The following is a 26,347-nucleotide window of genomic DNA, read 5'->3' as shown; positions in this document are numbered from 1 at the left end:
TCAGGCGGCGATGGGGGTGTTCTGGTACGAGGCGATCTTCCAGTCGGCGCCCTCGCGGGCCAGCACCCAGGTGGCCCGGATCGCGCGCTCGGCCGTCACCTCGGCGTCCCCGGGGGCCAGCACGCCGCCCCGGGTGACCAGCACGGCCACGTTCTCGGCCAGCGGGCGGACGGACACCGGGTCGCCCGTGACGCGGGTGCCCTTGAACGGGCCGGCGAAGGCCTGGGTCATGAACGCGCGGATCGCCTCACGGCTCGTCAGGAAGACGTCCCCGGGCAGGATCAGCGTGGCGTCCTCGGTGAAGACCTCGGCGAAGCCTTCGGCGTCCTGCTCGGCCCAGGCGGCGACGATGCGCTGCGGGACGGCGCTCAGCGCGGCGGCTTCGGAGGTGTTGGGCAGGGGAGTGGCGGACATGGTCTCTCCTTCTCCGGTGGTCCCGGGCGCGATCAGGGCTCCCGGGTGACGGACAGCCTCACAGCAGGCGCTGAGGGGCGACAACTCCCCGATTGCGATGGTTGATTGCCCGGAACGCAGGCCAGGAAATGCCTCGGGTGCGCCGCAATCCGGGAGATGCGGGCACCGCCTCCGACTGCCAGCCTCGACAGGGCCGATCAACGACCGCGGCCCGCACGGCGAACCGTCCCGCGTGGGCCGCCCACTTCGGAGGAGCCCCGATGACAGCCAAGGAATCCCCGTCCAGGGATGAACTGGTCAGCCGTGCAGCTGAGTTGGTGCCGCTGCTGCAGAAGAACGCGCTGTGGCACGAGGAGAACCGCCGGCTGTCCGACGAGACCCTGGCGGCGCTGACCGATTCCGGTCTGCTGCGGATCCGGGTGCCGAACCGCTACGGCGGCTACGAGTCCGACATGCGCACCGTGGTGGACGTGATCGCCGAGCTGGGCCGCGGCGACGGCTCCACGGCCTGGGTGATGGCGGTGTACGCGATCAGCTCCTGGATGGCGGGCCTGTTCCCGGACGAGGTGCAGGACGAGATCTTCGCCGACCCGGACGTGCGCGTGAGCGGCATCCTCAGCCCGACCGCGGTCGCCGTGCCGGTCGAGGGCGGCGTGCTGCTGAACGGCAAGTGGACGTTCAACTCGGGTGCGCTGCACAGCTCCTGGAACACCAACGCGGCCGTGCTGATGGGCCCGGACGGGCCGCAGCCGATCATGGTGGCGGTCCCGCTGTCGGACCTGGAGATCGTCGACGACTGGCACACCACCGGCCTGCGGGGCTCCGGCAGCGTCACCACCGTCGCCACCGACCTGTTCGTCCCCGAGCCGCGGGTGCTGCCGATGGTCCCGGTGCTCCAGGGGCAGCACCGCTCCGTGGCGAACGCCGACTCGCCCATCTACCGGGCGCCGTTCATGCCCACCGCGTGCGCCACGGTGGGCGCGCCGGCCCTCGGACTGGCCAAGGCCGCCAAGGACGCGTTCTTCGAGCGGCTCCCCGGCCGGAAGATCAGCTACACCGAGTACGCCAACCAGGCCGAGGCCCCGATCACCCACCTCCAGGTGGCCGACGCCATCACCAGGATCGACGAGGTGGAGTTCCACGCCCACCGCGCCGCCGCCCTGCTCGACACCAAGGGCCCGACCGGCGAGGAGTGGACCCTGGAGGAGCGGGCCCGGATCAGGCTCGACCTCGGCGCGGTCTGCTCGCGCGCCAAGGAGGCGGTGGACCTCCTCAACACCGCCAGCGGCGGCTCCTCGATCTACACCACCGTCCCGATCCAGCGCATCGAGCGGGACGTCCAGACCCTCAACCTGCACGGCATCCTGCACCCGAACACCAACCTGGAGCTCTACGGGCGGGTCGCCTGCGGGCTCGGTCCCAACACGCTCTACCTCTAGCCGACACCCTGCCGGGCAGGTCCGCCGCTGGGTGCGGCCCTGCCCGGCAGCCATGTCCGACCGTTCCCACCGACCGCCCGGAGGATCCCCATGGCAATCCCCGAACCCGTCGTCATCGACCCCGCCGGAAACGACATCCACGCCGAGGGCGCCCGGATCCGGGCGAACGGCCCGGTCGCCCGGATCGAACTGCCCGGCGGCGTGCTCGGCTGGTCGATCACCGACCACGAGACCGCCCGCCAGGCCCTCAGCGACCACCGGCTGTCCAAGGACCCGCGTCAGCACTGGACGGCCTTCGCCGAGGGCCGGATCGGCGAGGACTTCCCGCTCATCGGCTGGGTGCTGATGGACAACCTCACCACCCGGTACGGCGCCGACCACACCCGGCTGCGCCGGCTGACCGCCGGGGCCTTCACCCCGCGCCGGGTCGAGGCCATGCGCGCCGAGGTCGAGAAGGCCGTCGACGAGCTGCTGGACGAGCTGGACGGCTGCGAACCCGGCGAGGTGGTGGACCTCAAGGCCCGCTTCGCCCGCCCGATGCCGGCCCGGGTGATCTGCGACCTGTTCGGCGTGCCCGCCGAGGACCGCGTGCAGATGCTCCGCGGCGGCGAGGCGAACATCGACACCACCCTCACCCCCGAGGAGTCGGCGGCCAACGTCGAGCAGTGGCACCGGGAGATGCACGAGTTCGTCGAGTCCAAGCGCCGCAACCCCGGGGACGACCTGACCAGCGACCTGGTCCAGGCCCAGGAGGAGGACGGCTCCCGGCTGAACGACTCCGAACTCGTCGGCACCCTGCACCTGTTGCTCGCCACCGGCACCGAGCCGGTGATGAACCTGCTCGCCAACGCGACCCGGGCCCTGCTCACCCACCCCGAGCAGCTGGCGCTGCTCCGCAGCGGCGCGGTGAGCTGGTCGGACGTGATCGAGGAGACCCTGCGCGTCGAGGCGCCGGTCGCCCACCTGCCGTTCCGCTTCGCGGTGGAGGACATCGAGATCGGCGGGGTGGTCATCCCCAAGGGCGACCCGGTCCTGATCAACTTCGCGGCCGTGGGCCGCGACCAGGCCGTGCACGGCGACAGCGCGGACGCCTTCGACGCCACCCGGTCGGACAAGGAGCACCTCTCCTTCGGTCACGGTGTCTACCGCTGCATCGGGATGCCGCTGGCCCGGATGGAGGCCGAGATCGCCCTCTCCGCGCTGTTCCGGCGCTTCCCCGACCTCGAACTCGCCGTTCCCGCCCAGGAACTGGCGCCGCAGGTCACCTTCATCATGAACGGCGTGCAGACCCTCCCGGTCCGCCTCACGCCGCGAACCCGCTGACAGGAAAGGATGGTTGGGCCGATGTGGGCTGCCGTCGTACCCGAGGTCAAGGCGCGCTGGGAACTGCGCGAGATCCCCACTCCCACGGCAGGACCGGGTCAGGTGCTGATCCGGGTCCACGCCTGTGGAGTCTGCCACAACGACCTCTGGGTCAGCCAGGGTGTCTTCCCCTTCCCTCCGCTCGACCCGGTGGTGGTCGGACACGAGGCCGCCGGTGAGGTCGTCGAGGTCGGCCCGGGGGTGACCAGCCGCCGGGTCGGGGACCGGGTCGGCGCCACCTGGGTGCAGTCGACCTGCGGCCGGTGCGACTACTGCCGGCTGAACCTCCCGCTCACCGGGCAGTCCGGGATGAACTGCCCGGAGTCGGTGATGAGCGGCCTCACCGTGCAGGGCGGTCACGCCGAGTACGTCGCGGTACGGGCCGAGAGCACGGTACTGCTGCCGGACGCCGTCTCCTACGAGGCCGCGGCGCCCATGCTGTGCGCCGGGTACACCGCGTGGAGCGCGCTGCGCGCCGCCGCGCCCGAGCCGCACGAGCGCGTGGCGGTGCTCGGCATCGGCGGACTGGGCCACCTGGCCCTCCAGTTCGCCCACGCCAGTGGCTTCGAGACCGTCGCGATCACCCGCTCGCCGGACAAGGACCAGCTGGCCCGCCGGCTCGGCGCGGACCACGTGGTCGCCGACGGCGAGCAACTGCGGGCGGCCGGCGGCGCCGACGTCGTCCTGGTGACCGGCACCTCGTACCAGGCCGCGAGCGAGACCCTCCAGGGCCTGCGCCCGCACGGGCGGATCGTGCTGGCCACCATCGACCCGGTGAACTCCTTCACCATTCCGCCGACCAGCCCGTTCTGGGCGCAGCGCCAGCAGGTGATCGGCGCCACCCACAACGGCCTCGACCAGCTCACCGAGGCGCTCGACCTGGTCGCGTCCGGCGCCGTCACGCCGCTGATCGAGACCTTCCCCAAGGAGCGGGTCGCCGAGGCGGTCGAGCGGGTCGACCGGGGTGAGGCGCGGTTCCGGGCGGTCGTCAGCTACACCTGATCTTCCGTCAAAGACCGCAACCTGGAAGAAGCGTGGAGTCTGATCAAGAATCAGGATGGCGACCTGGGGTGCACCCGAACATCGTTTCGGGCGCGCGGATACCGATTTGGGGAGGACATCCTGAACAGGCGACACTTTCTGGGGCTGGCGGGCATCGCGGCGGGCACCGGTGTGCTGATACCGGTGAGCGCGCTCGCCGCCGGGAAGTCGGAGCGCCCCGGGCCGGGCCCCCGGGGCGCGGCGACCGGGCCGTTCTCGGTACGGATGCCGGTGCCGGCGACCCTCAACCCGGTGTCCCGGACCGCCGACACCGATGTGTACCGGCTCGACATCCTGCCCGCCCAGCTCGAACTGCTCCCGGGCGTCAAGACCAAGTGTCTGACGTTCGGGGGCAGTTTCGTCGGCCCGACGATCCGGGCGAAGGAGGGGCGGCGGGCCCTGGTGACCTACCGCAACTGGCTGCCCGAGACCGCCAACGTGCACCTGCACGGCGGCCACGTCCCGGCCGACAGCGACGGCCACCCGATGCAGGTGATCGACCCGGGCGGCGAGCGGCGGTACGAGTACCCGAACCAGCAGCCCGGCGCCACGCTCTGGTACCACGACCACAGCCACCACCTGGAAGCCGAGCACGTCTACCGCGGCATGCACGGCTTCTACCTGATCGAGGGCGAGGACGAGCGCGAGCTCGGTCTCCCCTGCGGCGAGTACGACGTCCCGATCGCGATCCGCGACGCGGAGATCGACGCCAACGGGCAGCTGGTGGCCGGTGACCCGCGGAACCGGAACGTGATCCTGGTCAACGGCCGCCAGAAGCCGTTCTTCCCGGTGGCCGCCCGCAAGTACCGCATCCGGCTGCTGAACAGCTCGACCCTGCGCTTCCTGAAGTTCAACTTCGGCTCCCTGCCGGTCCAGCAGATCGGTTCGGACGGCGGTCTGCTGCCCGAGCCGATCGACCGGACGGGGACGGACTTCCCGCTCGCCGCCGGCGAGCGGGTCGACCTGGTGGTGGACTTCTCCGGGCAGCGGGTCGGCAGCCAGTGCATGCTCACCAACCAGGGCCAGTTCACCGGCAACGACGAGGTCGAGCAGGTGCTGCGGTTCGACGTGGTCCGCACCGCCCGCGACTACAGCCGGGTGCCCGCCGAGCTGCGCGAGCTGCCCCCGCTGCCGCCGGCCACGGTGGAGCGCGTGGTGACGCTCTCCTTCGACCTGACCGGCAACCCGGTCGGCCTGATCGACGGCAAGCCGTTCGACGAGAACCGGGTCGACCAGACGATCAAGCGCGGCACCACCGAGATCTGGACGGTCGTCAACGGCGACGGTGCCACCAAGTACGGCCCGATCCAGCACTCGTTCCACATGCACCTGGCGCAGTTCCGGGTGCTCGACCGGGACGGGAAGCCGCCGCTGCCCGGTGACGTCGGCCTGAAGGACACCGTCCCGCTCCCGCCCGGCAGCTCGGTCCGGGTCCAGGCGACCTTCGACGACTACCTGGGCCGCTACATGTACCACTGCCACATGCTGGAGCACTCCTCCGCGGGCATGATGGGCCAGATGGAGGTCGTCGACTGACCCCCGCGCACGAACGGCGGGTCGGGCTGCTGGTCAGCCCGACCCGCCGCCGCCGTTTGCGCGGGGACCTACCGGATGACGTCCCGGATCACGTCCCGGATCACATCTCCAGGCCCTGCTCGAACATCACCTGGCGGACCTCGATGGCGGTGTGCTTGGCGTCCGGGATCAGCCCGGCCAGCTCGATGGCGCGCTCCCTGGTCTCGACGTCGACCAGGTAGAAGCCGCAGACGAACTCCTGGTGCTCCAGGTACGGGCCCTCGGTCAGTACCGGGGCGCCGTCGCGGACCTTGACGGTGGTGCTCTTCTCCGGCTCCGCCAGCGCCTGGGTGTGGACCAGCTCACCGGACTCCCGGAGCAGCTTCATGAAGTCGCCGTGGCCGGCGTAGACCGCCTGCTTGTCGTCCTCGGGCAGGCCCTCCCACAGCACCGGGTCCATGTGCATCGTCAGCATGTACTTCATGACACTCACTCCTTGGCGGCGGTGACACCCCGGGCGCTTCCCGGGGCCTTCACAGGAGACGTCGGAGCCCGCGGCCCGTTCTCGACATCCCCGGCCGTCGGTCTTGCACGAAGCGCCGTTCCGACCAGCCAGGACGGCGGACAGGACGCCGGCCAGGGGACCGGCGGGCGGCCGGTGGGCGGGTGCCGCGGGCGGGCCGCAGGCGGTTCTGCCGGGGCGCAGACGTGAGCGGCCGGCCGTGAGGTCCTCACGGCCGGCCGCTCGGTCGTCGACGTCAGCGCACCAGCTGGGCCGCCCGCGGGGCGGTCCGCTCCAGCCACCAGTGGGCGACCAGGAGGTTGAACACCCAGCCCGCCCAGTTGGCCAGTTCGAGCAGGACCATGATGTCGATCTTGAAGCCCGGGATGTTCAGCATCATCTCGGCCAGCAGCCGGCCCCAGGTGGTGCCCAGGGCCAGGGCGAAGCTGTAGACCATCCACCGGCGGTGGTCGACGAACCGGCGCTGCAGGGCCGCCCGGAGTCCGAGCAGGGTGGTGCCCAGCCAGAGCACCGCCATCATGGCCAGCCCGATCTTGCCGGACGGGGCCGAGGAGTACGGCACGAGCACCAGGGCCAGCAGCCCGCTGGGCAGTGCTCCGGCGAAGATGTACAGCCGGCCGCTCATCCGGTGCACCGCCGGGTGGTGGCGGCGGATCCACGGCAGGACCTGGAGGAGGACCGTCACCAGCGAGATGTTGCCGAGGACGACGTGCGCCACCAGCACCGGGTAGTGCGCCGGGAAGTCCGGGTCGAGCGGGATCCGGGCCTGATGGCTGTCCCCCGTCAGGTAACGGGGGAAGGCGTACAGCAGGTTGAACACCACGAGGGCGGCCAGGGCCGCCACCCACGGGCTCTGCCACCAGCTCGGTGCGGTCGTGGTCGGCCCGGCGCCGGGTCTCGCCCGCCGTGGGCCGGTGGCCAGCGCACCGGTCTGCTCTGTTTTCTCTGTCACCGCTGGTCCTCAGCTTCCGTGTCTTTCCTGGCAGGTTCGGGGAGGTTCGGGCAGGTTCAGTGGTGGTACTCGCCGGCGTTGACGTCCAGGCAGTGCCCGGTGACGGCGCGGGCCAGCGGGGACGTGAGGAAGAGCACCGCGTCGGCCACCTCGTCCGGCTCGGGCAGCCGCCCGAGGTCCAGGGTGGCCGCGATCTCGTCGTAGACGTCCTGGACGGTGACCCCGCGCTGCGCCGCCACGTACCCGAAGCCCTCGCGCAGCGCGTCCGCCCAGATGTAGCCGGGGGCGACGGTGTTCACCCGGATCCCCCGTGGGCCGAGTTCGGTGGCCAGGCTCTGCGCCAGCGAGAGCAGGGCGGCCTTGCTCATCTTGTAGGCGCCGAACGGCCGCTTGGAGTGCCGGATCACCGCCGAGTTGATCATGACGACCGATCCGCGGTTCTCCGCCAGCGCGGGGGCGAACAGCCGGGTGAGGCGCAGCGCCGCGTAGACGTTGGTCTCGAACCCGGCGCGCACGTCCGCGAGGTCCACGTCGGCGAGGTCGACCATCGGGGGCACCGCGAAGGCGTTGTTGACCAGCGCGTCGACCCGGCCGAAGGCCTCCGTCGCGGCCTTGACCAGGGCGGCCGCCGAGGAGTCGTCGGTGATGTCGGTCGGCACCGCCAGCGCCCGGCGCCCGGTCGCCTCGACCTCCGCGGCGATCTCGGCGAGCCGGGACTCCGTCCGGGCGGCGAGCACGACGTCCGCGCCCGCCCGCGCGGACCGCAGGGCGATCGCCCGCCCGAGGCCGGGGCCGACCCCCGAGACCACGACGACCTTGTTCTCAAGCATCCTGATCCTCCTTCACATTCGGTCGGTCGTCGGGGAGTTCGACCGACAGCGCGTGACGGAACACGTTCCGGGGGTCGTACGTCCGCTTGACCTGCTGCAGGCGCGGGTAGTTGGCGCCGTAGTAGAGCGTCGACCAGGGCACCCCCGAGGTGTTCCAGGCCGGGTCGGCCAGGTCCCGGTCGGGGTAGCCGATGTAGCTGCCGTCGCCGTTCTCGTCGGACACCGGGACCCCGCCGCTGGGGGCGTACGCGTCGCGGTAGAACGACCGGACCCAGGCGACGTTGGCCTCGTCCTGGTCCTCGGACTGCCAGATGCCGGCGCAGTAGAGGACCTTCAGGACCGAGTCGCGCTGGACGGCGGCGGTGGCGTCCGGGGCGACGGTGTTGACCTTCCCGCCGAAGCCGGCGACCACGATGCACGACATCGGGTTGGTGTGCTCCGGATCGCTCAGGTACCGCCAGATCACGTCGAGCTGGTGATCGGTGAAACCCTTGCGCAGGTAGGCCGCCTTGTCCTTGTAGCGGCCCTTCGGGTCGCTCGGGAAGCTGTACGAGGGCAGCCAGGAGCTGAACCAGGGGACGACCTCGACGGTGTGCACCGCGGGTTCCACCCCGACGCCGGCCGCCACGGACTCGAAGTGGTCGGTGAACACCTTCTCGGCGTCCGGGCCGTCGTGGTCGATCACCACCGTCATCCCGAACATCCCGGAGTTGCGGTGGGTGACGATCAGGTTGCTCCACAGGCCGGCCGCCGGGGAGTCGGCGTCGTCGTTCTCCGCGTACCAGGTGCCGTAGTTGCGCAGCAGCGTGGACAGCGAGCGCTCGGTCATCCCCTCCCAGGGCCACATGACCGTCCGCTTCCAGACCCGGGCCGGCGCCTTGGGCAGCAGCCCGGCCGGGTCGGTGCCGTCCGCGCCCGGGGTGCGCATCCAGAACCTGGTCACCACACCGAAGTTGCCGCCGCCACCGCCGGTGTGGGCCCACCAGAGGTCCCGGTGCGGGTCGTCGGGCTCGGACGTCGCCACCACGGCCCGGGCCCGGCCGGACTCGTCGACCACCACGACCTCGACGGCGTACAGGTGGTCGACGATCAGGCCGTCACGGCGCGAGAGCGGCCCGTAGCCGCCGACCGTGAAGTGGCCTCCGGCGCCGACCTCGAAGCTGGTGCCGCCCGGGACCGTCACCCCCCAGCGCTTGAACAGGGTGCGGTAGACGTCGCCCAGCAGGGCGCCGGACCCGACCTCGATCGCACGGCGCGCCGGGTCGTGGGAGATGCCGTTCAGCTGGGAGACGTCCAGCACGATCTCGATCTCGGGCGAGGTGGTGAAGTTCTCGAAGCAGTGCCCGCCGCTGCGGACCGCGATCCGCTTGCCCGCCGCCACCGCCTCGTCGACCGCCGCCACCACCTCTTCGGTGCTGGTCACCAGGCGCACCTGGTCGGGTTGTCCGACGAAACGGTGGTTGAAGCCCTGGACGAGGTTCTCGTACCTCGGGTCCCCGGGCCTGATCACCACCGGGCTGGTCGGATCAACGGTCTTGTCGGTCATGCGCGTTCGTCCCTCCGTGTTCCGGTGACGCAGAGACGTTCGCACGGCGCGGCCGGGCGTGACATCTCGCGGATTGCGGTGTGATCGGGCGGCGGTGATCAGGCGTCCCGATCGGCGGTCGTGACCAGGTGTCGCGGATCGGGTGCCGCGACCGGGTGCCGCGACGAGGTGTCGCGGTGAGGTGCCGAGGTCAGGCGGCGCGTTCGGCGGTGATGACCGCGAAGGTGCCGGGGGTGTACTCGTCCCGGACGGTCAGGCCGGCGGCCGCCAGCCAGGCGCGCAGGTCGGCGAGCGCGAAGAGCGGCATGCCGTCCGGGAAGCCCGGCCCCCGGAAGGTGCCCTGGAAGTGGCGGTCGATCGGGTCGGCGGCCTGCTGGAAGGTGAGCAGGGTGAAGCTGCCGCCGGGCCGCAGGCAGCGGCCGACCTCGGCGATCACCCCGGCCGGGTCCGGCATCGCCTGGAGGGCGTTCCAGCAGTTGACCGCGCCGAGCGTGGCGTCGGCGAACGGCAGCGTCTGGGCGCTCGCCCGGAGGGCGGGGACCTCCGGCAGCCGGCCGCTCAGCCAGGTGAGCATGGCCGGGTTGAGGTCCAGCGCGATCAGCCGCTCGCTGCCCACGGCCTCGGCCAGCACGGCCGTCCACCGGCCGGCCCCCGCGGCCAGGTCGAGCACCGGCCCGTCGACCGGGCCGGTGTGCTCGACGATGTAGCGGTCCTCGTCGGCCGGTGTCACCTGGCCGCCGAAGTTGCCGCCCATCAGCCGCAGGAAGGCCGGCCGCAGCACCGTCTCGTAGTGCAGCCCGATGTTCCGCATGGCGGCCGCGTTCTGGAGGACGTCCTTGGGGTCCGCGGGCTCACTGCGCTCGAACAGGTCCAGGTGGCCCGCGGCGGACGAGTAGTCGGCGGCACAGCCGGTGCAGTGGGCGCCCTCGGCGGAGACGCTCAGCTGTCCGGCGCAGGCCGGGCAGCGCAGCACCCCGGCGTGCCGGGTGAGGTCGGCGGTGCCGGTGGCGTCCGCCGACAGCTCGGTGGTGCGGTGCGGGCTGGTGTCGGCGACCACCTCCGTGCTGCCGTGGCGCAGCGCCCAGTACGCCTTGGCGCCGGAGTAGCCGATCAGCATCCGGGTGTCGCCGTCCCAGGTGGCCGCCAGCTGCGCGGGGGCGAGGGCGTCGACCCACGAGCGGTCGAAGGCGCGCTCGGCCTCGCTGAGCACCCACTCGGCCGGCGAGGGCCAGACCCGGCCCAGGACGGCGGTGGCCGGGTCCAGCGGCTGCAGCACCCGGGTGAGCCGGCTGAGGTCGTCCTGGGACAGCTCCAGCGGCTCGGTGGCCGCCAGGACGCGGTCCCGCTCGGCGGGGAAGTGGGAGAGCAGGAACAGCAGGGCGAGGGTGCGCCCGGGGTGGGCGTCGCGCTCCGCGAGCAGGTCGAGGAACCGGTCCAGCTCCTTGCCGACGGTCCCGGCCAACTCGCCGTCCGTCCCGGCCGACTCGCCGTCCGTGCCCGGCTGTTCGGCGCCGACCAGCAGGCCGAGCAGCAGGATCAGCCCGCCCTGGCGGTCGGCCGGGGCCCGGTCCAGCGCGGTCAGCAGCGCCGGCACGGCGGCCGGGGCCAGGTCGGTCGCCCGGCCGTCCTGCCACAGTGCGGCCACCAGGCGCTGGTAGGCCGCGTCGCGCTGCTCGGCGCCGGCCGTCGTGAAGGCGGTCAGCAGTTCCACGGGGGTCTGGTTCATTTCGGCGTCCTGTTCGGGCTCTGGCCGGCGGGTTCGGTGATCGAGCGGGCCAGCGCGAGGGCGTCCTCGCGGACCTGGCCGCCGAGCCGGGGCCGCTGACCGGTGTCGGAGTACGTCCGGGGCGAACTGGCGCTGGTGCGGCGCAGCACGGTCATGCTGTTCTGCCGCAGCTTCCGGCTCTCCAGCAGGTTCAGGATCTCGAACTCGCCGGGGGCCATCCGCTGGGTCTCGGCGATGTACTCGAGGATCGCCTCGCCCTCGGGGTAGGTCATCAGGTAGTGCATGACGACGATCCCGCCGTCCGGGTCGATCAACTCCCAGAAGTTCTCGAAGAAGTAGAGGCAGTCCCAGGCGTCCACCCAGGCGAAGTCGATCGGCCGGAACTCCTGGGGGAGGCGGCCGACGGCCCCGCGCATGTCGGAGTTGACGACGGTGACGCGCTCGGCGAGGCCGAGGTCGGCCAGCACCTCCGTCACCAGCGGGGCCGAGGAACCGGTGTCCGAGAGGTCGTCGATCGCCACGAACCGCGGCCGGTACGGCTCACGGTAGTTGCCCGGGAGCAGCAGGGCCGGCTCGCTGTCGATCCACGCCTCGTCCAGCTCCCGGCCGTCCGCGAGGTACGGCCGGGTCTTGCGGACCAGGGCCCGGGCCTCGGCCTCGGCCAGGGTCTCGGCCTCGGCGAGGGCCTTCGCCAGGAACGGGGTGGTGTAGCCCATGCCGACCTCCAGCACCCGGTGGGGCCGGACGAGGTGGACCAGCTGGGAGAGCAGCGGCGCCACCACCTCCGTCCCCATGCCCGGTACCCGCAGCCGTTCCACCGCGGCCCGGAAGCGCTCGTCGGGGATCGCGTCACGCGTCATCGTCGCCGCCCCTGCCCTGCTGGAGCTCGATGGCCTGGTAGAGCGCCTTGATGTTGCCGCTGCCGAAGGAACGGGCGCCCATCCGCTCGATGACCTCCAGGAAGAGGGTGTTGCGGGGGTGCACGGACTTGGCGAAGATCTGGAACAGCTGCCCGTCGTGGTCCTGGTCGATCAGCAGGTGCAGGCGCTCCAGCTCCGCCACCGAGTGCCGCAGCGGGGTGAGTCGGTCCGGCAGCAGCCGGTAGTACGTCCGGGGGGTGGTCATGAACTCCACGCCCCGGGTGGCGATCGCGTCCACCGAGTTCACGATGTCGTCCGTGGTGAAGGCGATGTGCTGCACGCCCGGACCGCCGTGGTCCTTCAGGAAGGCGTCCAGGTGGCCGGAGACCTCGGACGGGTCGGGGGTGATCAGGGTGAAGGTGACGGCGCCGCCCTGCACCACGTTGGTGACCATCACCTGCCCGTTGACCTCGATCCGCTCGGTGAAGATCGACGCGAAGTCGAGGACCTCGCGGTAGAAGGCGACCGTCGCGTCCATCTGCTCCGGCTCGACGCAGATCGCGAAGTGGTCGACCTCCCGCAGGCCGCAGTCCGGCCCGGCCGGGTCGGTGGCGGCCGGCGACAGTCCGGGCAGCAGGCGCTCGTCGCCGCCCGCCGGGCGCTCCACGAAGGTGTGGGCGATGTCGCCGACGCCCATGATGGTGGCGGTGACCACCCCGTCGTGCGCGACCGGCGCCGACACCGGCCGGGCGCCCCGGCGCACCGCCGTGGCGAAGGCCGCCCGGGCGTCCGGGACGCGCAGCGCGATGTCGGCCACCCCGTCGCCGTGCTTCTCGACGTAGGCCGCTCCCGGGTGGTCGCCCACCAGCGGCTGGCTGAGCAGCAGGCGGATGCCGTTGCCGCCCAGCGCCACCGAGCGCAGCTCCCGCGCCCGCGGGGGCGAGCTCGCGTACACTTCCAGGCCGTACCCGCGGACCAGCCACTCGGTGGTGACCGCCAAGTCGGCGACGTAGCAGGTGATGTGGTCGACGAGCATGTCGCCGAAGGTCTCCTGACCCGCGTCGAGGCTCATGTCCGGACTCCTCGTCAGTCGGCGGGCTGCCCGGGGGCGCGCCCGGTGAGGCTCTTCGGCCTCAGATCGGTCCAGTGCGCGTTCACGTACGCGAGGGCGGCGGCCCGGTCGGCGGGCCCGTGCTCGGGCGTCCAGCCCGCCGGCACCGCGACGGCGGCCGGCCAGAGCGAGTACTGGCCCTCCGCGTTGACCAGGACCGTGAACTCGCCGTCCTCGGCGTCGAAGGGGCTGGTCATCCCCGCTCCCCTTCCGGTCGGTCCAGCAGGCCTTCCAGGGCGGCCACCGAGGGCACGTCGAAGAACTGGGTGACGGTGAGACGGACGTTCAGCACCGCCCGGATCCGGCTGACCAGCCGCATCGCGTCCAGGGACTGTCCGCCCACCTCGAAGAAGCTGTCGTCGACGCCGATCTCGGGCACCCCGAGCACCTCGGCGAAGAGCGCGCACAGCTGCCGCTGGCGCTCGGTCGCCGGCGCCCGGCGGGTCGCGCCGGCCACCGGCTCGGGCAGCGCCCGCCGGTCCAGCTTGCCGTTGGGGGTCAGCGGGAGGGCCGGCACGTTCACGAAGGCCGTCGGCACCATGTACGCCGGCAGCTGCTCCACCGCGTGCAGCCGCAGCGCACCCGCCTCGACGCCGTCGGACTCCGGGACGTAGTAGGCGACCAGGCGCTTCTCCCCGGACTCCGACTCCCGTGCCACGACGGCGACATGGGCCAGACCGGGATAGCGCGCCAGCACCGCCTCCACCTCGGCGGGCTCCACCCGGAAACCCATCACCTTCAGCTGGTCGTTGGCCCGGCCCAGGTACTCCAGCAGGCCGTCCCGGTCGACCCGGACGAGGTCCCCGGTGCGGTACATCCGCTCGCCCGGCGCGCCGAAGGGGTTGGCCACGAACCGCTCGGCGGTCAGGTCGGGCCGGTTGACGTAGCCGCGGGCCAGGCCGCGTCCGGCGATGTGGAGCTCGCCCACGCCGCCGGCCGGGACCGGCCGCAGCCCGGCGTCCAGGACGTGCAGCCGGACGTCGTCCATCGGCCGGCCGACGCCCACCGGGCCGTCCGCCACGTAGGGGGCGGTCATCGGCGAGCTGGTGCTGAACAGCGTGGCCTCGGTGGCGCCGTACATCGCCCGCACCACCAGGCCGGGGTTGTGCTCCAGCACCCGCTGGACGGCCGAGGGGGCGATCACGTCGCCGCCGGTGAGCACCTCGCGCACACCGGCGAGGCAGCCCGGGTCCTCCTCGGCCAGCACCCGGAACAGGCCCGCGGTCAGGTGGATGCCGGTGATCCGCTCCTCGGCGATCATTCGGCGCAGGGCGTGCACGTCGAGGTCGCCCGGAGGCGCCACCACGATCTGCCCGCCGTGCAGCAGCGGCACCCAGAACTCGTACGTCGAGACGTTGAAGGCGTACGGCGCGACCATCAGCACCCGCTCGTGCCGGCCGTCCGCCCAGATCGGGTCCAGGGCCAGGCCGAGCGCGTCCCGGTGGGCGATCGCGACGCCCTTCGGCTCCCCGGTGGAGCCCGAGGTGTGGATCACGTAGGCGAGGGAGCCCGGGTCGGTGGGGACGGCCGGGTCCGTCGCGGGGTGGTCCGCGAGGCCCTTCTCGCCGTCGACGACGACCACCTCGGCGACCTCCGGCAGGCCGTGCCGGCGCATCGCCTCGTCGGTCAGCAGCACCGGCGCCGCGCAGTGCTCCACGATCCACTGCTTGCGCGGCAGCGGGTAGGCGCTGTGCAGCGGGAGGTAGCAGCCGCCGGCCTTGAGCACGGCCAGGATCGCCACCACCAGGTCCGCCGACCGTTCCATCAGCACCGCGACCGGCGTCTCGGCCCGTACGCCGAGTTCGCCCAGCCGGTGCGCCAGCCGGTTCGCCCGCTCGTCCAACTCGCGGTAGCTGAGCCGGACTTCGCCGGACGAAACGGCCGTCGCAGCCGGTGTCCTCAGTGCCTGTTGCGTGAAATGCCCCTGAAGGGAAGGGGAAGCCACCATGCCCTCCGATCCTCCTCGATTGGTTGTCGGTGCCCGGATCAGCTGTCGAGCAGCCCGTGGACGGAATCACTCAGGTCGGCGAAGGAGGACAGGTCGGGCACCGTCCAGCCGTTGAGGTCGTACTCCGACAGGCACTCGTCGACCAGGCCCTTGTAGGCGTCCAGCTGGCCGTTGGCGAGCTGGGCGAAGAGCAGCTCGATCCGGGTGTTCTCGTGACTCCCCGCGTAGTTGCGCTCGTAGAGCTCGTGGCGACCGCCGAACTCGCTGCCGACGGCGTCCCAGAGCAGCTTCATCACCTTGACCCGCTCGACCGCGTCCACGCCGCCGGAGCCGCGCAGGAACCGGTCCAGGTAGGGCCGGATCCCCGGGTTGTCGAAGTCCTTGGCACTGGAGTTCACGTAGATCAGCCCGCTGGCCACGTCCTGGAGCACGATCTCCCTGATCCGCGGGTAGCCGGTCTGCATGAACCACCGGTAGGCCAGGCCGTACTGGGAGTTGGGCAGCACCGCGCCGTTGTGCCAGGCGACCGGGTTGCGGGCGGCCGCGTCCGACAGCCCCCAGAACAGGTTGCGCCAGGCCAGCACCTCGCCGAGCCGGCTCTGCACCCCGCGGAAGTCGCCGGTGCCGGTGATGTCCAGGGCCTTGGCCAGCAGGCCGGCGATGAACTCCAGCTTCACCGCGAGCCGGGTGCAGCCGTGGAAGGTGAACCGCTCGATGAAGCCCGACTGGCCGGTGAACATCCGGATCTTCTCCGGCTGGCCGTAGACGAAGACGTTCTCCCACGGGATGAGCACCTTGTCGAGCACCAGGATGGTGTCGTTCTCGTCCAGCCGGGACGACAGCGGGTGGTCGAACGGGCTGCCCATCGCCGCCGCCGTCGCGGTGTAGGACGGGCGGCAGATCAGCTTCATCCCGGGCGCGTCCATCGGCACGGTGGCCACCAGCGCGAAGGTGCGGTCCTTGATCGGCAGACCGTAGTGCGCGATGAAGTTGTAGTGCGTCAGCGCGGAGCCGGTGGCGACCACCTTCGCGCCGGACACCACCAGGCCGGCGTCGGTCTCCTGCTCGGCGTGGATGAAGACGTCCTTCACCTGGTCCGGCGGCAGGGAGCGGTCGACCGGCGGGTGCACGATCGCGTGGTTCCAGTACAGCACCTTCTCCTGCGACTCCGCGTACCAGCGCCGGGCGTTGTCCGCGAACGGCTCGTAGAAGTCCGCGTTCGCGCCCAGGGTGCCGAGGAAGGACGCCTTGTAGTCGGGGCTGCGGCCCATCCAGCCATAGCTCATCCGCGCCCAGGCGGCGATCGCCTGCTGGTCGCCGACCAGGTCCTCCGCACTGCGCGGAGTGGTGAAGAAACGGTGGGTGTACCCCTCGCCGCCGCTGTCGACCGGCGCCGTCAGCACGTCCCGGTGCCGGGGATCGTGCAGGGCGTCGTAGAGCCGTGCGGTCATCCGGACCGGATTGTGGAACGCCGGATGCGCGGTGACGTCCTTGATCCGATCGCCGTAGAGATAGATCTCCCGGCCGTCACGTAGGCTCTCGATGTATTCCGCCCCGGTCAGCGGGCGGGTCCCGCGCGCATTTCCGGCGGTGGTTTCCCGGGCTTCGGCCATCAGACGCCTCTCCTTGCTGCCAGTTCACCGGACGAACCGAGCCTGACAGTCCGACGGCGCCGACGGCTTCTCCCGACTTGCGCGCTTGCCACGGCCCTCGGACCCGGCCGTCCGGAGTCAGCAAGAACGGAGATGCCCGGGCTCCGCCACCCCCGGAGCATGAGCATCTGAATTGCCCGGCCCGCCCAGGAAGGACCCCGGAATGAGCAAGCGATTCGACATCCACGTCATGGTGCCGCTCTATCCGCTGATGCCGTACTTCGTCGACCGGACCAGGGAGTTGGCGGACAAGTTCACGGCCAGCCACCCCGAGTACCGGTTCCGGATCACCGGTGCGGACTGGCTGTCGGTTCCGCAGACCGTGCACGACGCCGTCCGGAAGGGCGACGCCCCGACCGTCGTGCAGTACTTCTACACCTCGACCCGGGACGCCCTCGACGCCCGACGGCCCGACGGCTCACCGCTGTTCACCTCGGTCGAGCGGGCGATCGCGGGCCGCACCGAGATCCTCGGCGAGCCGGTGGTGCTCGGCGACGTGTCGCCCGCGGCCCGGCGCTACTACACCTACGACGGCGCGGTGGCGGCGATGCCGCCGCTCACCTCGACCACGCTGCTCTACGCCAACACCACCCTGCTGGAGCGGGCCGGGATCACCGAGGTGCCGCGCACCTGGGCCGGGATCGAGGCCGCCTGCCGGGCCGTCACGGCGCTCCCGGACGGGCCGGCCCACGCGATCACCTGGCCCAACCACGGCTGGTGGTTCCAGCAGTCGGTGGCCCAGCAGGGGGCGCTGCTGGCCGACCGGGACAACGGCCGGACCGGCCGCCCCGAGAAGGTGTTCCTCGACTCGGACGCGATGCTCGCCTACGTCCAGTGGTGGCGCGGGCTGCACCGGGCGGGCCTGTACCGCTACCACCCGAGCCGGGTGAACACCGAGGTCGACTGGGACGGCAACTTCCGGGCCTTCGCCGACCAGGAGGTCGCCTTCGTCCTTACCACCTCGGTCGAGGCGGCCCGGATGGCCCAGGCCGGCCGGGACGGCGGCTTCGTCGTCGAGGCCTGCCGGATGCCCTACAACGACCAGGTGCCCTACGCGGGCAACGTGATCGGCGGGGACGCGCTCTGGCTGGCCGCCGACCTGGACCAGGCGACCCAGGACGGCGCCCTGGCCTTCATGCAGTACCTGAACTCGCCGCGCACCGCCGCCGAGCGGCACCGGGAGACGGGATTCATCCCGGTCACCGACGGGGCGATCGAACTGCTGGAGCAGGAGGGCTGGTTCCGGCGCAATCCGCACTTCCGCACGGCACTGGACCAGCTCGCCGCCAACTCCGGCTCGGCGGCCGCCCGCGGCGCGCTGCTCGGGGAGTTCGCGGCGATCCAGGACATCCTGACCACCGCCATGCACGACGTGCTGGCCACCGACGTGGACCCGCGGGTCCGCTTCGGGCAGGCGAACGCCGAGGCCCAGCTCCTGCTGGACCGCTACAACGACGCCTACCGGGGCAAGGGCCCTGGCGGCCCGATCAGGGTCGGCTGAGAAACGGGGAGGGGGCGGCGGTCCGCGCGCGGCGCGGACCGTCGCCCCCGGTGGTTCAGGAGCGCTCGGCGCCGAGGTCCAGGGGCGCGTCCGGCGCGCCGACCAGTTCCCGCAGCACCTCGCGGAAGCGGTCCACCTGCTCCGCCACCGAGCCCTCGTCGTAGAGGTTGCTGTTGTACTGGATGCCGGCGACCACGTCCCCGGCCGGGTCCAGGTTGAGCGTCCACAGCGCGCCGTTCGGCACGTCCGAGCCCACCGGCTGCGAGGCGAGCCGGCGCCGCACCTCGGTGAACTCCAGGTCCCCGATCAGCTCCCCGTCCAGCAGGAACGGGAACGGGAAGACCTGGAAGACACAGGCCGCCCGGCCGTCCTCCAGCGTCGGCAGCATCAACTCCGGTGCCTGGCCGAGGATCTGTCCGAACGGGATGTCGTGGACGTACGCCTCCAGGCTCGTGGTGCGGATCCGGGCGACCACCTCCGCGAAGTCGCGGGCCCCACCGAGCTCCGTGCACAGCGGCAGGAAGTTGAAGAACGGCCCGACGGTGTGGTGGAAGCGGTCCTCACCGCGGCCCGGGGAGAAGGTCGGCACCACCACCCGGGTCATTCCGGTCTCCCGCGCGACCATCACCGCGAACGCGCCCATCAGCACCATGAACGGCGTGCTGCGCAGCGCCCGGCCGATCTCCACCGCCCGCTCGGTCAGTTCGGCGTCGACGGTGAAGCGGTACACGGCGGTGGACTCCGGCAGACCGGAGGACTTCGGCCGGTCGGTGGCCACGGAGTAGATCCGGGCGCCGGCCAGGTGCTCCCGCCAGAAGTGGCGCGACTCCGCGAGCGCCGGATCCTCCGCGTACTCCCGCTGCCAGGCGGAGAACTCGCGGTACGGCAGGGCGTCCGGCAGCTCGGGCTGCCCGTGCCCGCGGCGCTCGGCGTAGCGGACGGCGAGGTCGCGGATGATCAGCCGCACCGACCAGCCGTCGGCCGCGGTGTGGTGCACGACCAGCGTGAGGACCGCGTCCTCCTCGTCGAAGCGGAGCAACGTGGCCTTCAGCAGCGGGAGTTCGCGTGCGCTGATGGTGCCCGACTCGACCTCGGTGATCAGGTCCTCCACCGCCTGGTCGCGGGCCGCCGGATCCGCTCCGGACAGCTCGCGCAGCTCCAGCCGGACCGGGGTGGGCGGGTGGACCTCCTGGTACCGCTCGCCCTCGCCCCGGACGATGGCCGTGCGCAGCGCCTCGTGCCGCACCACCACGTCGTCCAGGGCCAGTTGCAGCGTCGCGACGTCGATCTTCCCGCGCAGGCGCCAGCCGTGCACGATGTGGAACCGCGGGCCGAACGGCCCCTCGGTGTCGCCGCGGTCGAAGCCGCAGAGGAATTCCTGGTTGAAGGAGAGTGGCGTCCTGCTGACCGGGGCGTTCGACTGCGGCTTTCCATCGGGGCTCATGGGGAATTCCTCTCGTGAGTCCGGGGCGAATTCGCCCCGGAACCGTAGCAACGGCCCCGCCGCCGTGGGTTCTTCGATCGTGCTGGCAATCAGGGAGATGCGTCGCGGCCCTTCCGCGGGCGAGGCTGACCGGGAAGTCCACCCTCCCCGCTGGAACGCCCGCCCGAACCGTAGAGGAGCTGTGCCGCAATGACGGTCGCCATGAACGCCGCAGGGTCCGCCTCGCCGCAGCCGCCCGAGCCAGGCCTGACGCCGCAGGAGGTCATCGCCCGGGCCGAGGCCATCGCACCGACCCTGGTGCCCCGGCAGGCCGAGACCGAACAGCGAACGTACTACGCCCAGGACACCCACGAGGCGTTCGCGCAGGCCGGTTTCTACCGGATCCTCGTCCCCAAGCGGTACGGCGGCTACGAGTTCGGCATCGACACCTTCCTGCGGGTGGCGATGACCCTGGCCCGCGGCTGCCCGTCGACCGGGTGGATGTTCTGCCTCGGCGCCACCCACGCCCTGCCCGCGGCCTCGCTGTTCGACGAGCGCGCGCAGGCCGAGATCTTCGCCGGCGGCGACTTCATCTGCCCGGCCACCATCGTGCCGAACGGGAAGGCCGAGCGCGCCGACGGCGGCGGCTGGCGGATCGACGGCACCTGGAACTACTGCTCGGGCTCGCCGTACGCCACGCACTTCATGGGCCACGTCCCGGTGCCCGGCGAGGACGGCGAACCGCCGGCGCCGATGCTCTTCGTCGCCCCGCGCGACCGGTTCCGCCGGCTCGACGACTGGGGCGGCCAGCTGGGCCTCAAGGGCAGCGGCTCGCACAGCATCGTGATCGAGGACGGCCGGATCCCGGACCATCTGACGCTCCCGAAGACGCACATGAGCGAGGTCGTCGTCGACGGGGGCACGCCCGGCTACCGGCTGCACGGCAACCCGGAGTACGGCGGCGGCTCGCTCAGCTTCATGGTGCTGGAGGTCGCCTCGCTCGCCGTGGGCATGGCTCAGGGCGCGCTGGACGCCTACGGGGAGCTGATGCAGTCCCGCACCACGCTGTTCCCGCCGTTCGTCACCCGTGCCGAGGACCCGGACTACCAGTACTGGTACGGCGAGGCGGCCGGCATGATCGCCACGGCCGAGGCGGCGCTGCTCCAGGCCGTCACCCAGTGGCAGGAGCTGTGCGCCCAGGGGCCGGGCGCCTTCAGCCGGGAGCACGACCTGCGCCTGGCCACCATCTGCCGCGAGGTGATCCGGCTGTGCTGGCACGCCGTGGAGGGGCAGCTGTTCCCGACGGCGGGTTCGAGCGCGGTGCGGCAGGGCGAGCGGATCGAGCGGGTCTGGCGCGACCTGTCCACCCTGCACAGCCACTCCGGGATCGGGGTCTTCCTGTCCGCGGTGACCACCCGGGAGCTGGCCCGCGCCCGGTTCGGTGTCAAGTAGCCCTTCGAGCAGAGGAGTCGACGACATGAGCGAGACCGATCCGGTCGTCGCGCTGCCGGGGGAGCGCGCCTTCGCCGCCGCGACCGCCGTGTTCAACCTGGCCGCTCCGGTGCGGCCGGCGGCGGCGGTCACCGTCCGCACCGCCGAACAGGTCCAGGCGGCGCTGCGCCACGCCCAGCGCGCGGGCCGGTGGGTCCGGGTGCACACCACCGGGCACGCCTCCGGCTCGGCCCGTCCGATGGACGGGTCCCTGCTGATCCGCACCGAGCCCGCGGGCCCGGTCGTGGTCGACCCGGTGGCCCGCACCGCCCGCGTCCTGGCGGGAACGCGCTGGGGCGAGGTGGTCGAGGCCGCCGCCAAGTACGGGCTGGCCGCGCCGCACGGGACCTCGCCCACGGTCGGCGTGGTGGGCTTCCTGCTGCGCGGCGGGATCAGCTTCTACGGCCGGCGGACCGGGCTCGCCGTGAACAGCGTCCGGGCGATCGAACTGGTCACCCCGGACGGCGAGTTCCGTCGCGTCTCGGCCACCGCCGACCCGGAGCTGTTCTGGGCCCTGCGCGGGGGCGGCGGCGGGCTCGGCGTCGTCACCGCGATCGAGATCGCGCTCTTCCCGGCGGCCCGGGTGGTGACCGGCGCGGCCTTCTGGCCCGCCGCGCACGGCCCCGAGCTGCTGTCCCGCTGGCTGAGCTGGACGCGGGACGCGCCCGAGGCCGTCACCACCGCGTTCCGGGTGATGAACCTGCCGGCCGTTCCGGAGATCCCGCCGGCCCTGACCGGGGGGCCGGTGGTGTGCCTGGCCGGGGTGGTGCTCAGCCCCACCGAGGACGGCCTGGCGACCGCCGAACGCCAGGCCGCCGACCTGCTCGGCCGGTTCCGGGCCGTCGCCGAGCCGGTGCTGGACACCTGGGAGACCGCCACCCCGCCGGCCGTGGTCCGCACCCACATGGACCCGGCCGATCCGGTGCCGGTGGTGGGGGACCACCTGCTGCTCTCCGACCTCGGGGCGGACGGCGCGGAGGCGTTCCTCCGGGTGCTCGGCGAGGGCTCGGGATCACCGCTGGTCAACGCCGAACTCCGGCAGCTCGGCGGCGCGATCGCGGTGCCGGATCCGGACGGCGGGGCACTGAGCCACCTCGACGCCGCCTTCGCCTTCACGGCCGGCGGCCTGGCGTTCGATCCGGCCACGACGGCGGCGGCCCGGGCGCACTGCGCCGAGGTCCGCTCCGCCCTGACGCCCTGGGACACCGGCCGGACCGCGCCGACCCTGGTCGAGCGGCTGGAACAGCCCCAGGGGCACCTGTCCGCGGCCGACGTCGAACGGGTGGACCGGGTGCGCCACCGGGTGGACCCCGCCGGGTGGCAGCGCCACGACGTGCCGCCGGGGGCCTCCGCCCGCTACTGACCACCGCCGCCGGCCGCCCCGGCGGCACCGCGCACACCCGCCGAAGCGCCCTCCGCCGTACCTCCGGAGGGCGCTTCGGCGTGTTCCCGTGCGGGCGGCCGGCTGCCGCCTGCCGCCGGTCCTGAGTGCCTGCCGCCGGTGCCGACTGCCCACCGCCTGCCGCCGGCGCCGAATGCGCGGACGCCCGCGGCCGAGGATCCGGCCGGTCCGGGATTGCCGATTTACGATCACGCGGCGGGGATTCCTTCGGCGGGAAAATTCCCGGCAAAAGAACACCTGTGTCGGTGAGCAATGTGAGAGATGCCTTTGCCGGGCCGCGGCGTCATGCTCGTGGAGTAGACCTGCGAGTGAAGTGGGATTCACCGTCGCATTTCGGGAACGCGGATCCAGGACCCCGGGCCATTTCCGGCCCGCAGGAGTCGGCCGCGGCAGCGCACTCGATGCGAAAGCAGGGTCGTACACAATCTGTCGAGAGGGGAATTCGGTGACATACCGTGAACGATTCCGCAGACTGGTACCGGGCCTGGTGGTGATCGTCGTGGCCGCGTCGCTGTTCTTCGCGGCACGGAGCTCGGTCGCGGTGGCGGGGGCGGAGAACGTCGCGAAGCAGTACGGCTTCAAGGAGATGCCCATCGAGATGCCGCCGGGCTACGACCAGCGGCCGATGAAGACGGTCCGGAACGTCAACCCGGCCTACCAGAAGATCCGTTCGTGGATCTCCTCGGTCGGCGCCAGCATCGCCATCAACGACCTCACCGGGCATGGTGTGGCCGACAGCATGTGCATCGTCGACACCAGGACCGACAGCGTCGTGGTGACGTACACGCCGACCGCCCGGCCGGCCGACCGCTTCACGCCCTTCGTCCTGGACGGCAGGCCGCTGCCGATGGACGACGCCATGGCGCCCACCGGCTGCAACCCCGGCGACTTCAACGGCGACGGCCGGATGGACCTCCTGGTGACGTACTGGGGCCGCACGCCGATCCTGTTCATGGCCAAGTCGGACGCGACGACCGTCGCCGCGAACTCCTACGTGCCGCGCGAGCTGGTGCCCTCGGAGTCGCTGGACGGGAAGTACCACGGCCCGCGCTGGAACACCGACGCGGACTACGTCGGCGACCTCGACGGCAGCGGACACCCGTCGATCGTGATCGGCAACTACTTCCCCGACTCCGACGTCCTGGACCCCAACGGCCTGAAGAACGTCGTGATGAACGACTCGCTGTCCAGCGCCAAGAACGCCGGCGGCGACCACGTCCTGCGCTGGCAGCAGAGCACCTCGGGGGCCGAGCCCACGGTGTCGTACGTGGAGGAGAAGGGCGCCATCCCGTTCGACGCGTCGACCGGATGGACACTGGCGATCTCCGGCGCCGACCTGACCGGTGACGGACTGCCCGAGCTGTACATCGCCAACGACTTCGGCCACGGGCACCTGCTGTACAACCGCTCGACGCCCGGGCACATCCAGCTCACCGAGGCCACCGGCGAGCGCACCCCGAGCACACCCAAGTCCTTCGTGCTCGGCAACGGCTCCTTCAAGGGCATGGGCGTCGACTTCGGCGACGTCGGACGCGACGGCAAGTTCGACATGATGGTCAGCAACATCACCGTCGCCTGGGGCCTGGAGGAGAGCAACTTCCTCTGGATGAACAAGTCCAAGGACGAGGCCGACATGCGGCGCAAACTCGACGCCGGCACCGCGCCGTTCACCCAGGAGGCCCAGGAGCACGGCGTGGCCTGGAGCGGCTGGGGCTGGGACGCCAAGATGGGCGACTTCCTCAACACCGGCGACCTGAACATCCTCCAGGCGACCGGCTTCGTGAAGGGGAAGATCAACCGCTGGCCGTGGCTGCAGGAGATGGCCATGACCAACGACGACCTGCTGTCCAACCCCGCGATGTGGCCCAACGTCCAGCCCGGTGACGACATCGCCGGCGACGAGGCCATCGCCTTCTACGCCAAGACCCCCGACGGCCCGTACGTGAACATCAGCTCCCAGCTGGGCATCGACGTGCCGACCCCGACCCGCGGCCTCGCCACCGGCGACACCACGGGCACCGGCCGGCTGGACTTCGCGGTGGCCCGCCAGTGGGGCCCGCCCGCCTTCTACGCCAACACCGCGCCGAGCGTGGGCAGCCAGCTGAACCTGAAGCTCTACCGGCCGACCGCCGAGGGCGGCGCCGGCCAGGGCCTGGTGAACACCGGGGCACCCGCGTACGACGCCACCGTGTGCGTCATGACCCCGGACGGCAACCAGATCGCCCGGCTCGACGGCGGCGGCGGCCACGGCGGCTTCCGCAGCTTCGACGTGCGCTTCGGCCTCGGCAACCACCAGGGGCCGGTCACCGCGGTCCTGAAGTGGCGGGACGCCAACGGCGGGCTGCACGAGAAGACCGAGCAGATCACGCCCGGTACGCACTCCCTCATGCTGACCAGCGACGTCCAGGAGGTTCCGAACCGATGAGCGCCACCGCGCAATCCCGCCCCGGCGGCGCCCCGACGGCCCCGGCGGCAGCGCCGGCCGCACCGGCCCCCCTCGCGAAGCCCAAGGACCCGCGCTACCTCGCCCTGCGGAACTTCGCGATCTCCATCAGCGTGTTCAACATCTTCGGCTACACCCTGCTCGGCTTCGAACAGCCCTGGCTGTGGCCGTTCATCGCGATCTTCACCGCCTACTTCTGCGAGATCTGCTTCGAGCTGATCAGCAGCTGGGCCCAGCGGCGCCAGCCGCGCTTCCGGGGCAACGGGGGGCGCGGGGTCTACGAGTTCCTGCTGCCGGCCCACATCACGGCGCTCGCCGTCAACATGCTGACCTACGGCAACAACCAGCTGCTGCCGCTGTTCTTCGGGGTGGTCATCGGCGTCGGCGGCAAGCACGCCCTGCAGGCGCCGATCGCGGGCCGGATGCGGCACTACATGAACCCGTCCAACTTCGGGATCACGATGTCGCTGCTGTGCTTCGGGTCCTGGTTCAGCATCTCGCCGCCGTACCAGTTCACGGAGAACGCGAACACCTTCTTCCGGGTGATGATCCCGCTGATCATCGCCACCGCGGGAACGGTGATCAACGCGCTGCTCACCAAGCGGACGCCGCTGATCGTCGGCTGGCTCGGCGCGTTCGCCATCCAGGCGTTCATCCGCCACTGGATCTGGGACGTCGCGCTGTTCTCCGCGCTCGGCGCGATGACCGGTGTCGCCTTCGTGCTGTTCACCAACTACATGATCAGCGACCCGGGAACGACGCCGATGAAGGCCAAGGCGCAGTTCATGTTCGGCTCCTCGGTCGCCATGGTGTACGGCGTGCTGATGGTGTTCAACGTCGTCTACACCCTGTTCTACGCGACCACCATCGTCTGCCTGTTGCGCGGCCTCGGATGGTGGGTCGCGCACCTGATCAAGCGCTCCCGCCAGGCGGGCTCCGCCGGAGCGGGCGCCCCGGACGGGAAGGCCGAGCAGCCGCAGCAGGTCGGGGCGGTCGCCGCCTGAGGCACCACCGCATGACACCCGCGTGCGAGAGCCGCGGGTGACACCGCAGAACGGCGCTGTGGGGGGGGCCCCCCCCGGGGGGCGCCCCCCCCCCCGTTGCCCGGGCCCCCCCGGCGCGGGGGGGGGGGCGGGGGGGTTTAGAAAAACGACGCCGGCCACGCCGC

Annotated in this window: 21 protein-coding genes; 9 read left to right on the top strand and 12 right to left on the bottom strand. The window is 71.8% G+C overall.

Annotation, left to right across the window (positions count from 1 at the left end; translation table 11 throughout):
* The gene (locus ACFWP2_RS30995) at positions 1-414 is read right to left on the bottom strand and encodes an SgcJ/EcaC family oxidoreductase (protein ID WP_380457591.1); all 414 of its coding nucleotides are present in this window, start codon (positions 412-414) and stop codon (positions 1-3) included.
* 260 nt (positions 415-674) lie between these two features.
* On the opposite strand from ACFWP2_RS30995, the gene ACFWP2_RS30990 reads away from it, so the two are divergent.
* The 4 genes from ACFWP2_RS30990 to ACFWP2_RS30975 all read left to right on the top strand — a co-directional run bounded on the left by ACFWP2_RS30990 (position 675) and on the right by ACFWP2_RS30975 (position 5,792).
* Positions 675-1,853 carry an acyl-CoA dehydrogenase family protein gene (locus ACFWP2_RS30990; protein WP_380457588.1) on the top strand — a complete coding sequence of 393 codons (1,179 nt, stop codon included), beginning with the start codon at positions 675-677 and terminating at the stop codon, positions 1,851-1,853.
* Between the two features lie 90 nt (positions 1,854-1,943).
* Positions 1,944-3,176: a cytochrome P450 gene (locus ACFWP2_RS30985; protein ID WP_380457585.1), complete on the top strand. Its 1,233-nt coding sequence runs from the start codon at positions 1,944-1,946 to the stop codon at positions 3,174-3,176.
* Between the two features lie 21 nt (positions 3,177-3,197).
* Entirely contained in the window at positions 3,198-4,217 is a 1,020-nt protein-coding gene (locus tag ACFWP2_RS30980; protein ID WP_380457581.1) for an alcohol dehydrogenase catalytic domain-containing protein, read from the top strand.
* A gap of 183 nt (positions 4,218-4,400) precedes the next feature.
* The gene (locus ACFWP2_RS30975) at positions 4,401-5,792 is read left to right on the top strand and encodes a multicopper oxidase family protein (RefSeq protein WP_380457578.1); all 1,392 of its coding nucleotides are present in this window, start codon (positions 4,401-4,403) and stop codon (positions 5,790-5,792) included.
* A gap of 100 nt (positions 5,793-5,892) precedes the next feature.
* On the opposite strand, the gene ACFWP2_RS30970 is transcribed toward ACFWP2_RS30975, so the two are convergent.
* The 10 genes from ACFWP2_RS30970 to ACFWP2_RS30925 all read right to left on the bottom strand — a co-directional run bounded on the left by ACFWP2_RS30970 (position 5,893) and on the right by ACFWP2_RS30925 (position 16,880).
* Complete coding sequence (locus ACFWP2_RS30970; protein ID WP_380457575.1) at positions 5,893-6,255, bottom strand: YciI family protein; 363 nt, start codon at positions 6,253-6,255, stop codon at positions 5,893-5,895.
* A gap of 274 nt (positions 6,256-6,529) precedes the next feature.
* Entirely contained in the window at positions 6,530-7,246 is a 717-nt protein-coding gene (locus ACFWP2_RS30965) for a DUF2306 domain-containing protein (protein ID WP_380457572.1), read from the bottom strand.
* A gap of 56 nt (positions 7,247-7,302) precedes the next feature.
* Complete coding sequence (locus ACFWP2_RS30960; protein WP_380457570.1) at positions 7,303-8,076, bottom strand: SDR family oxidoreductase; 774 nt, start codon at positions 8,074-8,076, stop codon at positions 7,303-7,305.
* A complete protein-coding gene (locus ACFWP2_RS30955) occupies positions 8,069-9,622 on the bottom strand; it encodes an FAD-binding oxidoreductase (protein ID WP_380457568.1) in 1,554 nt (517 codons plus the stop codon). The genes ACFWP2_RS30960 and ACFWP2_RS30955 overlap by 8 nt, the downstream gene beginning before the upstream one ends.
* Positions 9,623-9,812: 190 nt before the next feature.
* A complete protein-coding gene (locus tag ACFWP2_RS30950) occupies positions 9,813-11,348 on the bottom strand; it encodes a class I SAM-dependent methyltransferase (RefSeq protein ID WP_380457566.1) in 1,536 nt (511 codons plus the stop codon).
* The gene (locus ACFWP2_RS30945; RefSeq protein ID WP_380457564.1) at positions 11,345-12,208 is read right to left on the bottom strand and encodes a hypothetical protein; all 864 of its coding nucleotides are present in this window, start codon (positions 12,206-12,208) and stop codon (positions 11,345-11,347) included. The genes ACFWP2_RS30950 and ACFWP2_RS30945 overlap by 4 nt, the downstream gene beginning before the upstream one ends.
* Positions 12,198-13,280: a 4-hydroxyphenylpyruvate dioxygenase gene (gene hppD / locus ACFWP2_RS30940; RefSeq protein WP_380457563.1), complete on the bottom strand. Its 1,083-nt coding sequence runs from the start codon at positions 13,278-13,280 to the stop codon at positions 12,198-12,200. The genes ACFWP2_RS30945 and hppD overlap by 11 nt, the downstream gene beginning before the upstream one ends.
* Before the next feature lie 14 nt (positions 13,281-13,294).
* The gene (locus tag ACFWP2_RS30935; RefSeq protein ID WP_380457561.1) at positions 13,295-13,516 is read right to left on the bottom strand and encodes an MbtH family protein; all 222 of its coding nucleotides are present in this window, start codon (positions 13,514-13,516) and stop codon (positions 13,295-13,297) included.
* Positions 13,513-15,267, bottom strand: coding sequence for a non-ribosomal peptide synthetase (locus ACFWP2_RS30930; RefSeq protein WP_380457559.1), 1,755 nt, complete (start codon positions 15,265-15,267; stop codon positions 13,513-13,515). Before ACFWP2_RS30930 ends, ACFWP2_RS30935 begins: the two co-directional genes overlap by 4 nt.
* A 38-nt stretch (positions 15,268-15,305) precedes the next feature.
* Positions 15,306-16,880, bottom strand: coding sequence for a 4-hydroxyphenylacetate 3-hydroxylase family protein (locus tag ACFWP2_RS30925; RefSeq protein ID WP_380457557.1), 1,575 nt, complete (start codon positions 16,878-16,880; stop codon positions 15,306-15,308).
* Between the two features lie 202 nt (positions 16,881-17,082).
* Here ACFWP2_RS30925 and ACFWP2_RS30920 point away from each other — a divergent pair, with 202 nt between their 5' ends.
* On the top strand, positions 17,083-18,420 hold the full coding sequence (locus ACFWP2_RS30920; protein ID WP_380457555.1) for an extracellular solute-binding protein: 1,338 nt from the start codon (positions 17,083-17,085) through the stop codon (positions 18,418-18,420).
* A 55-nt stretch (positions 18,421-18,475) separates the two neighbouring features.
* On the opposite strand, the gene ACFWP2_RS30915 is transcribed toward ACFWP2_RS30920, so the two are convergent.
* On the bottom strand, positions 18,476-19,864 hold the full coding sequence (locus tag ACFWP2_RS30915) for a condensation domain-containing protein (RefSeq protein ID WP_380457552.1): 1,389 nt from the start codon (positions 19,862-19,864) through the stop codon (positions 18,476-18,478).
* Positions 19,865-20,053: 189 nt separating this feature from the next.
* Here ACFWP2_RS30915 and ACFWP2_RS30910 point away from each other — a divergent pair, with 189 nt between their 5' ends.
* The 4 genes from ACFWP2_RS30910 (at position 20,054) to ACFWP2_RS30895 (ending at position 26,183) form a co-directional block, all read left to right on the top strand.
* Positions 20,054-21,295 carry an acyl-CoA dehydrogenase family protein gene (locus tag ACFWP2_RS30910; RefSeq protein ID WP_380457549.1) on the top strand — a complete coding sequence of 414 codons (1,242 nt, stop codon included), beginning with the start codon at positions 20,054-20,056 and terminating at the stop codon, positions 21,293-21,295.
* A 25-nt stretch (positions 21,296-21,320) separates the two neighbouring features.
* Positions 21,321-22,697 carry an FAD-binding oxidoreductase gene (locus ACFWP2_RS30905; protein ID WP_380457546.1) on the top strand — a complete coding sequence of 459 codons (1,377 nt, stop codon included), beginning with the start codon at positions 21,321-21,323 and terminating at the stop codon, positions 22,695-22,697.
* 484 nt (positions 22,698-23,181) lie between these two features.
* The gene (locus tag ACFWP2_RS30900) at positions 23,182-25,161 is read left to right on the top strand and encodes an FG-GAP repeat domain-containing protein (RefSeq protein WP_380457544.1); all 1,980 of its coding nucleotides are present in this window, start codon (positions 23,182-23,184) and stop codon (positions 25,159-25,161) included.
* Positions 25,158-26,183 carry an enediyne biosynthesis protein gene (locus ACFWP2_RS30895; protein ID WP_380457542.1) on the top strand — a complete coding sequence of 342 codons (1,026 nt, stop codon included), beginning with the start codon at positions 25,158-25,160 and terminating at the stop codon, positions 26,181-26,183. The genes ACFWP2_RS30900 and ACFWP2_RS30895 overlap by 4 nt, the downstream gene beginning before the upstream one ends.
* Positions 26,184-26,347: the final 164 nt, after the last annotated feature.

Source organism: Kitasatospora sp. NPDC058444, from assembly GCF_042721415.1.
Classification (GTDB): Bacteria; Actinomycetota; Actinomycetes; order Streptomycetales; family Streptomycetaceae; genus Kitasatospora.
Note: the sequence above shows the minus strand (reverse complement) of the source record. Positions and strands in the feature narration are given on the sequence as shown.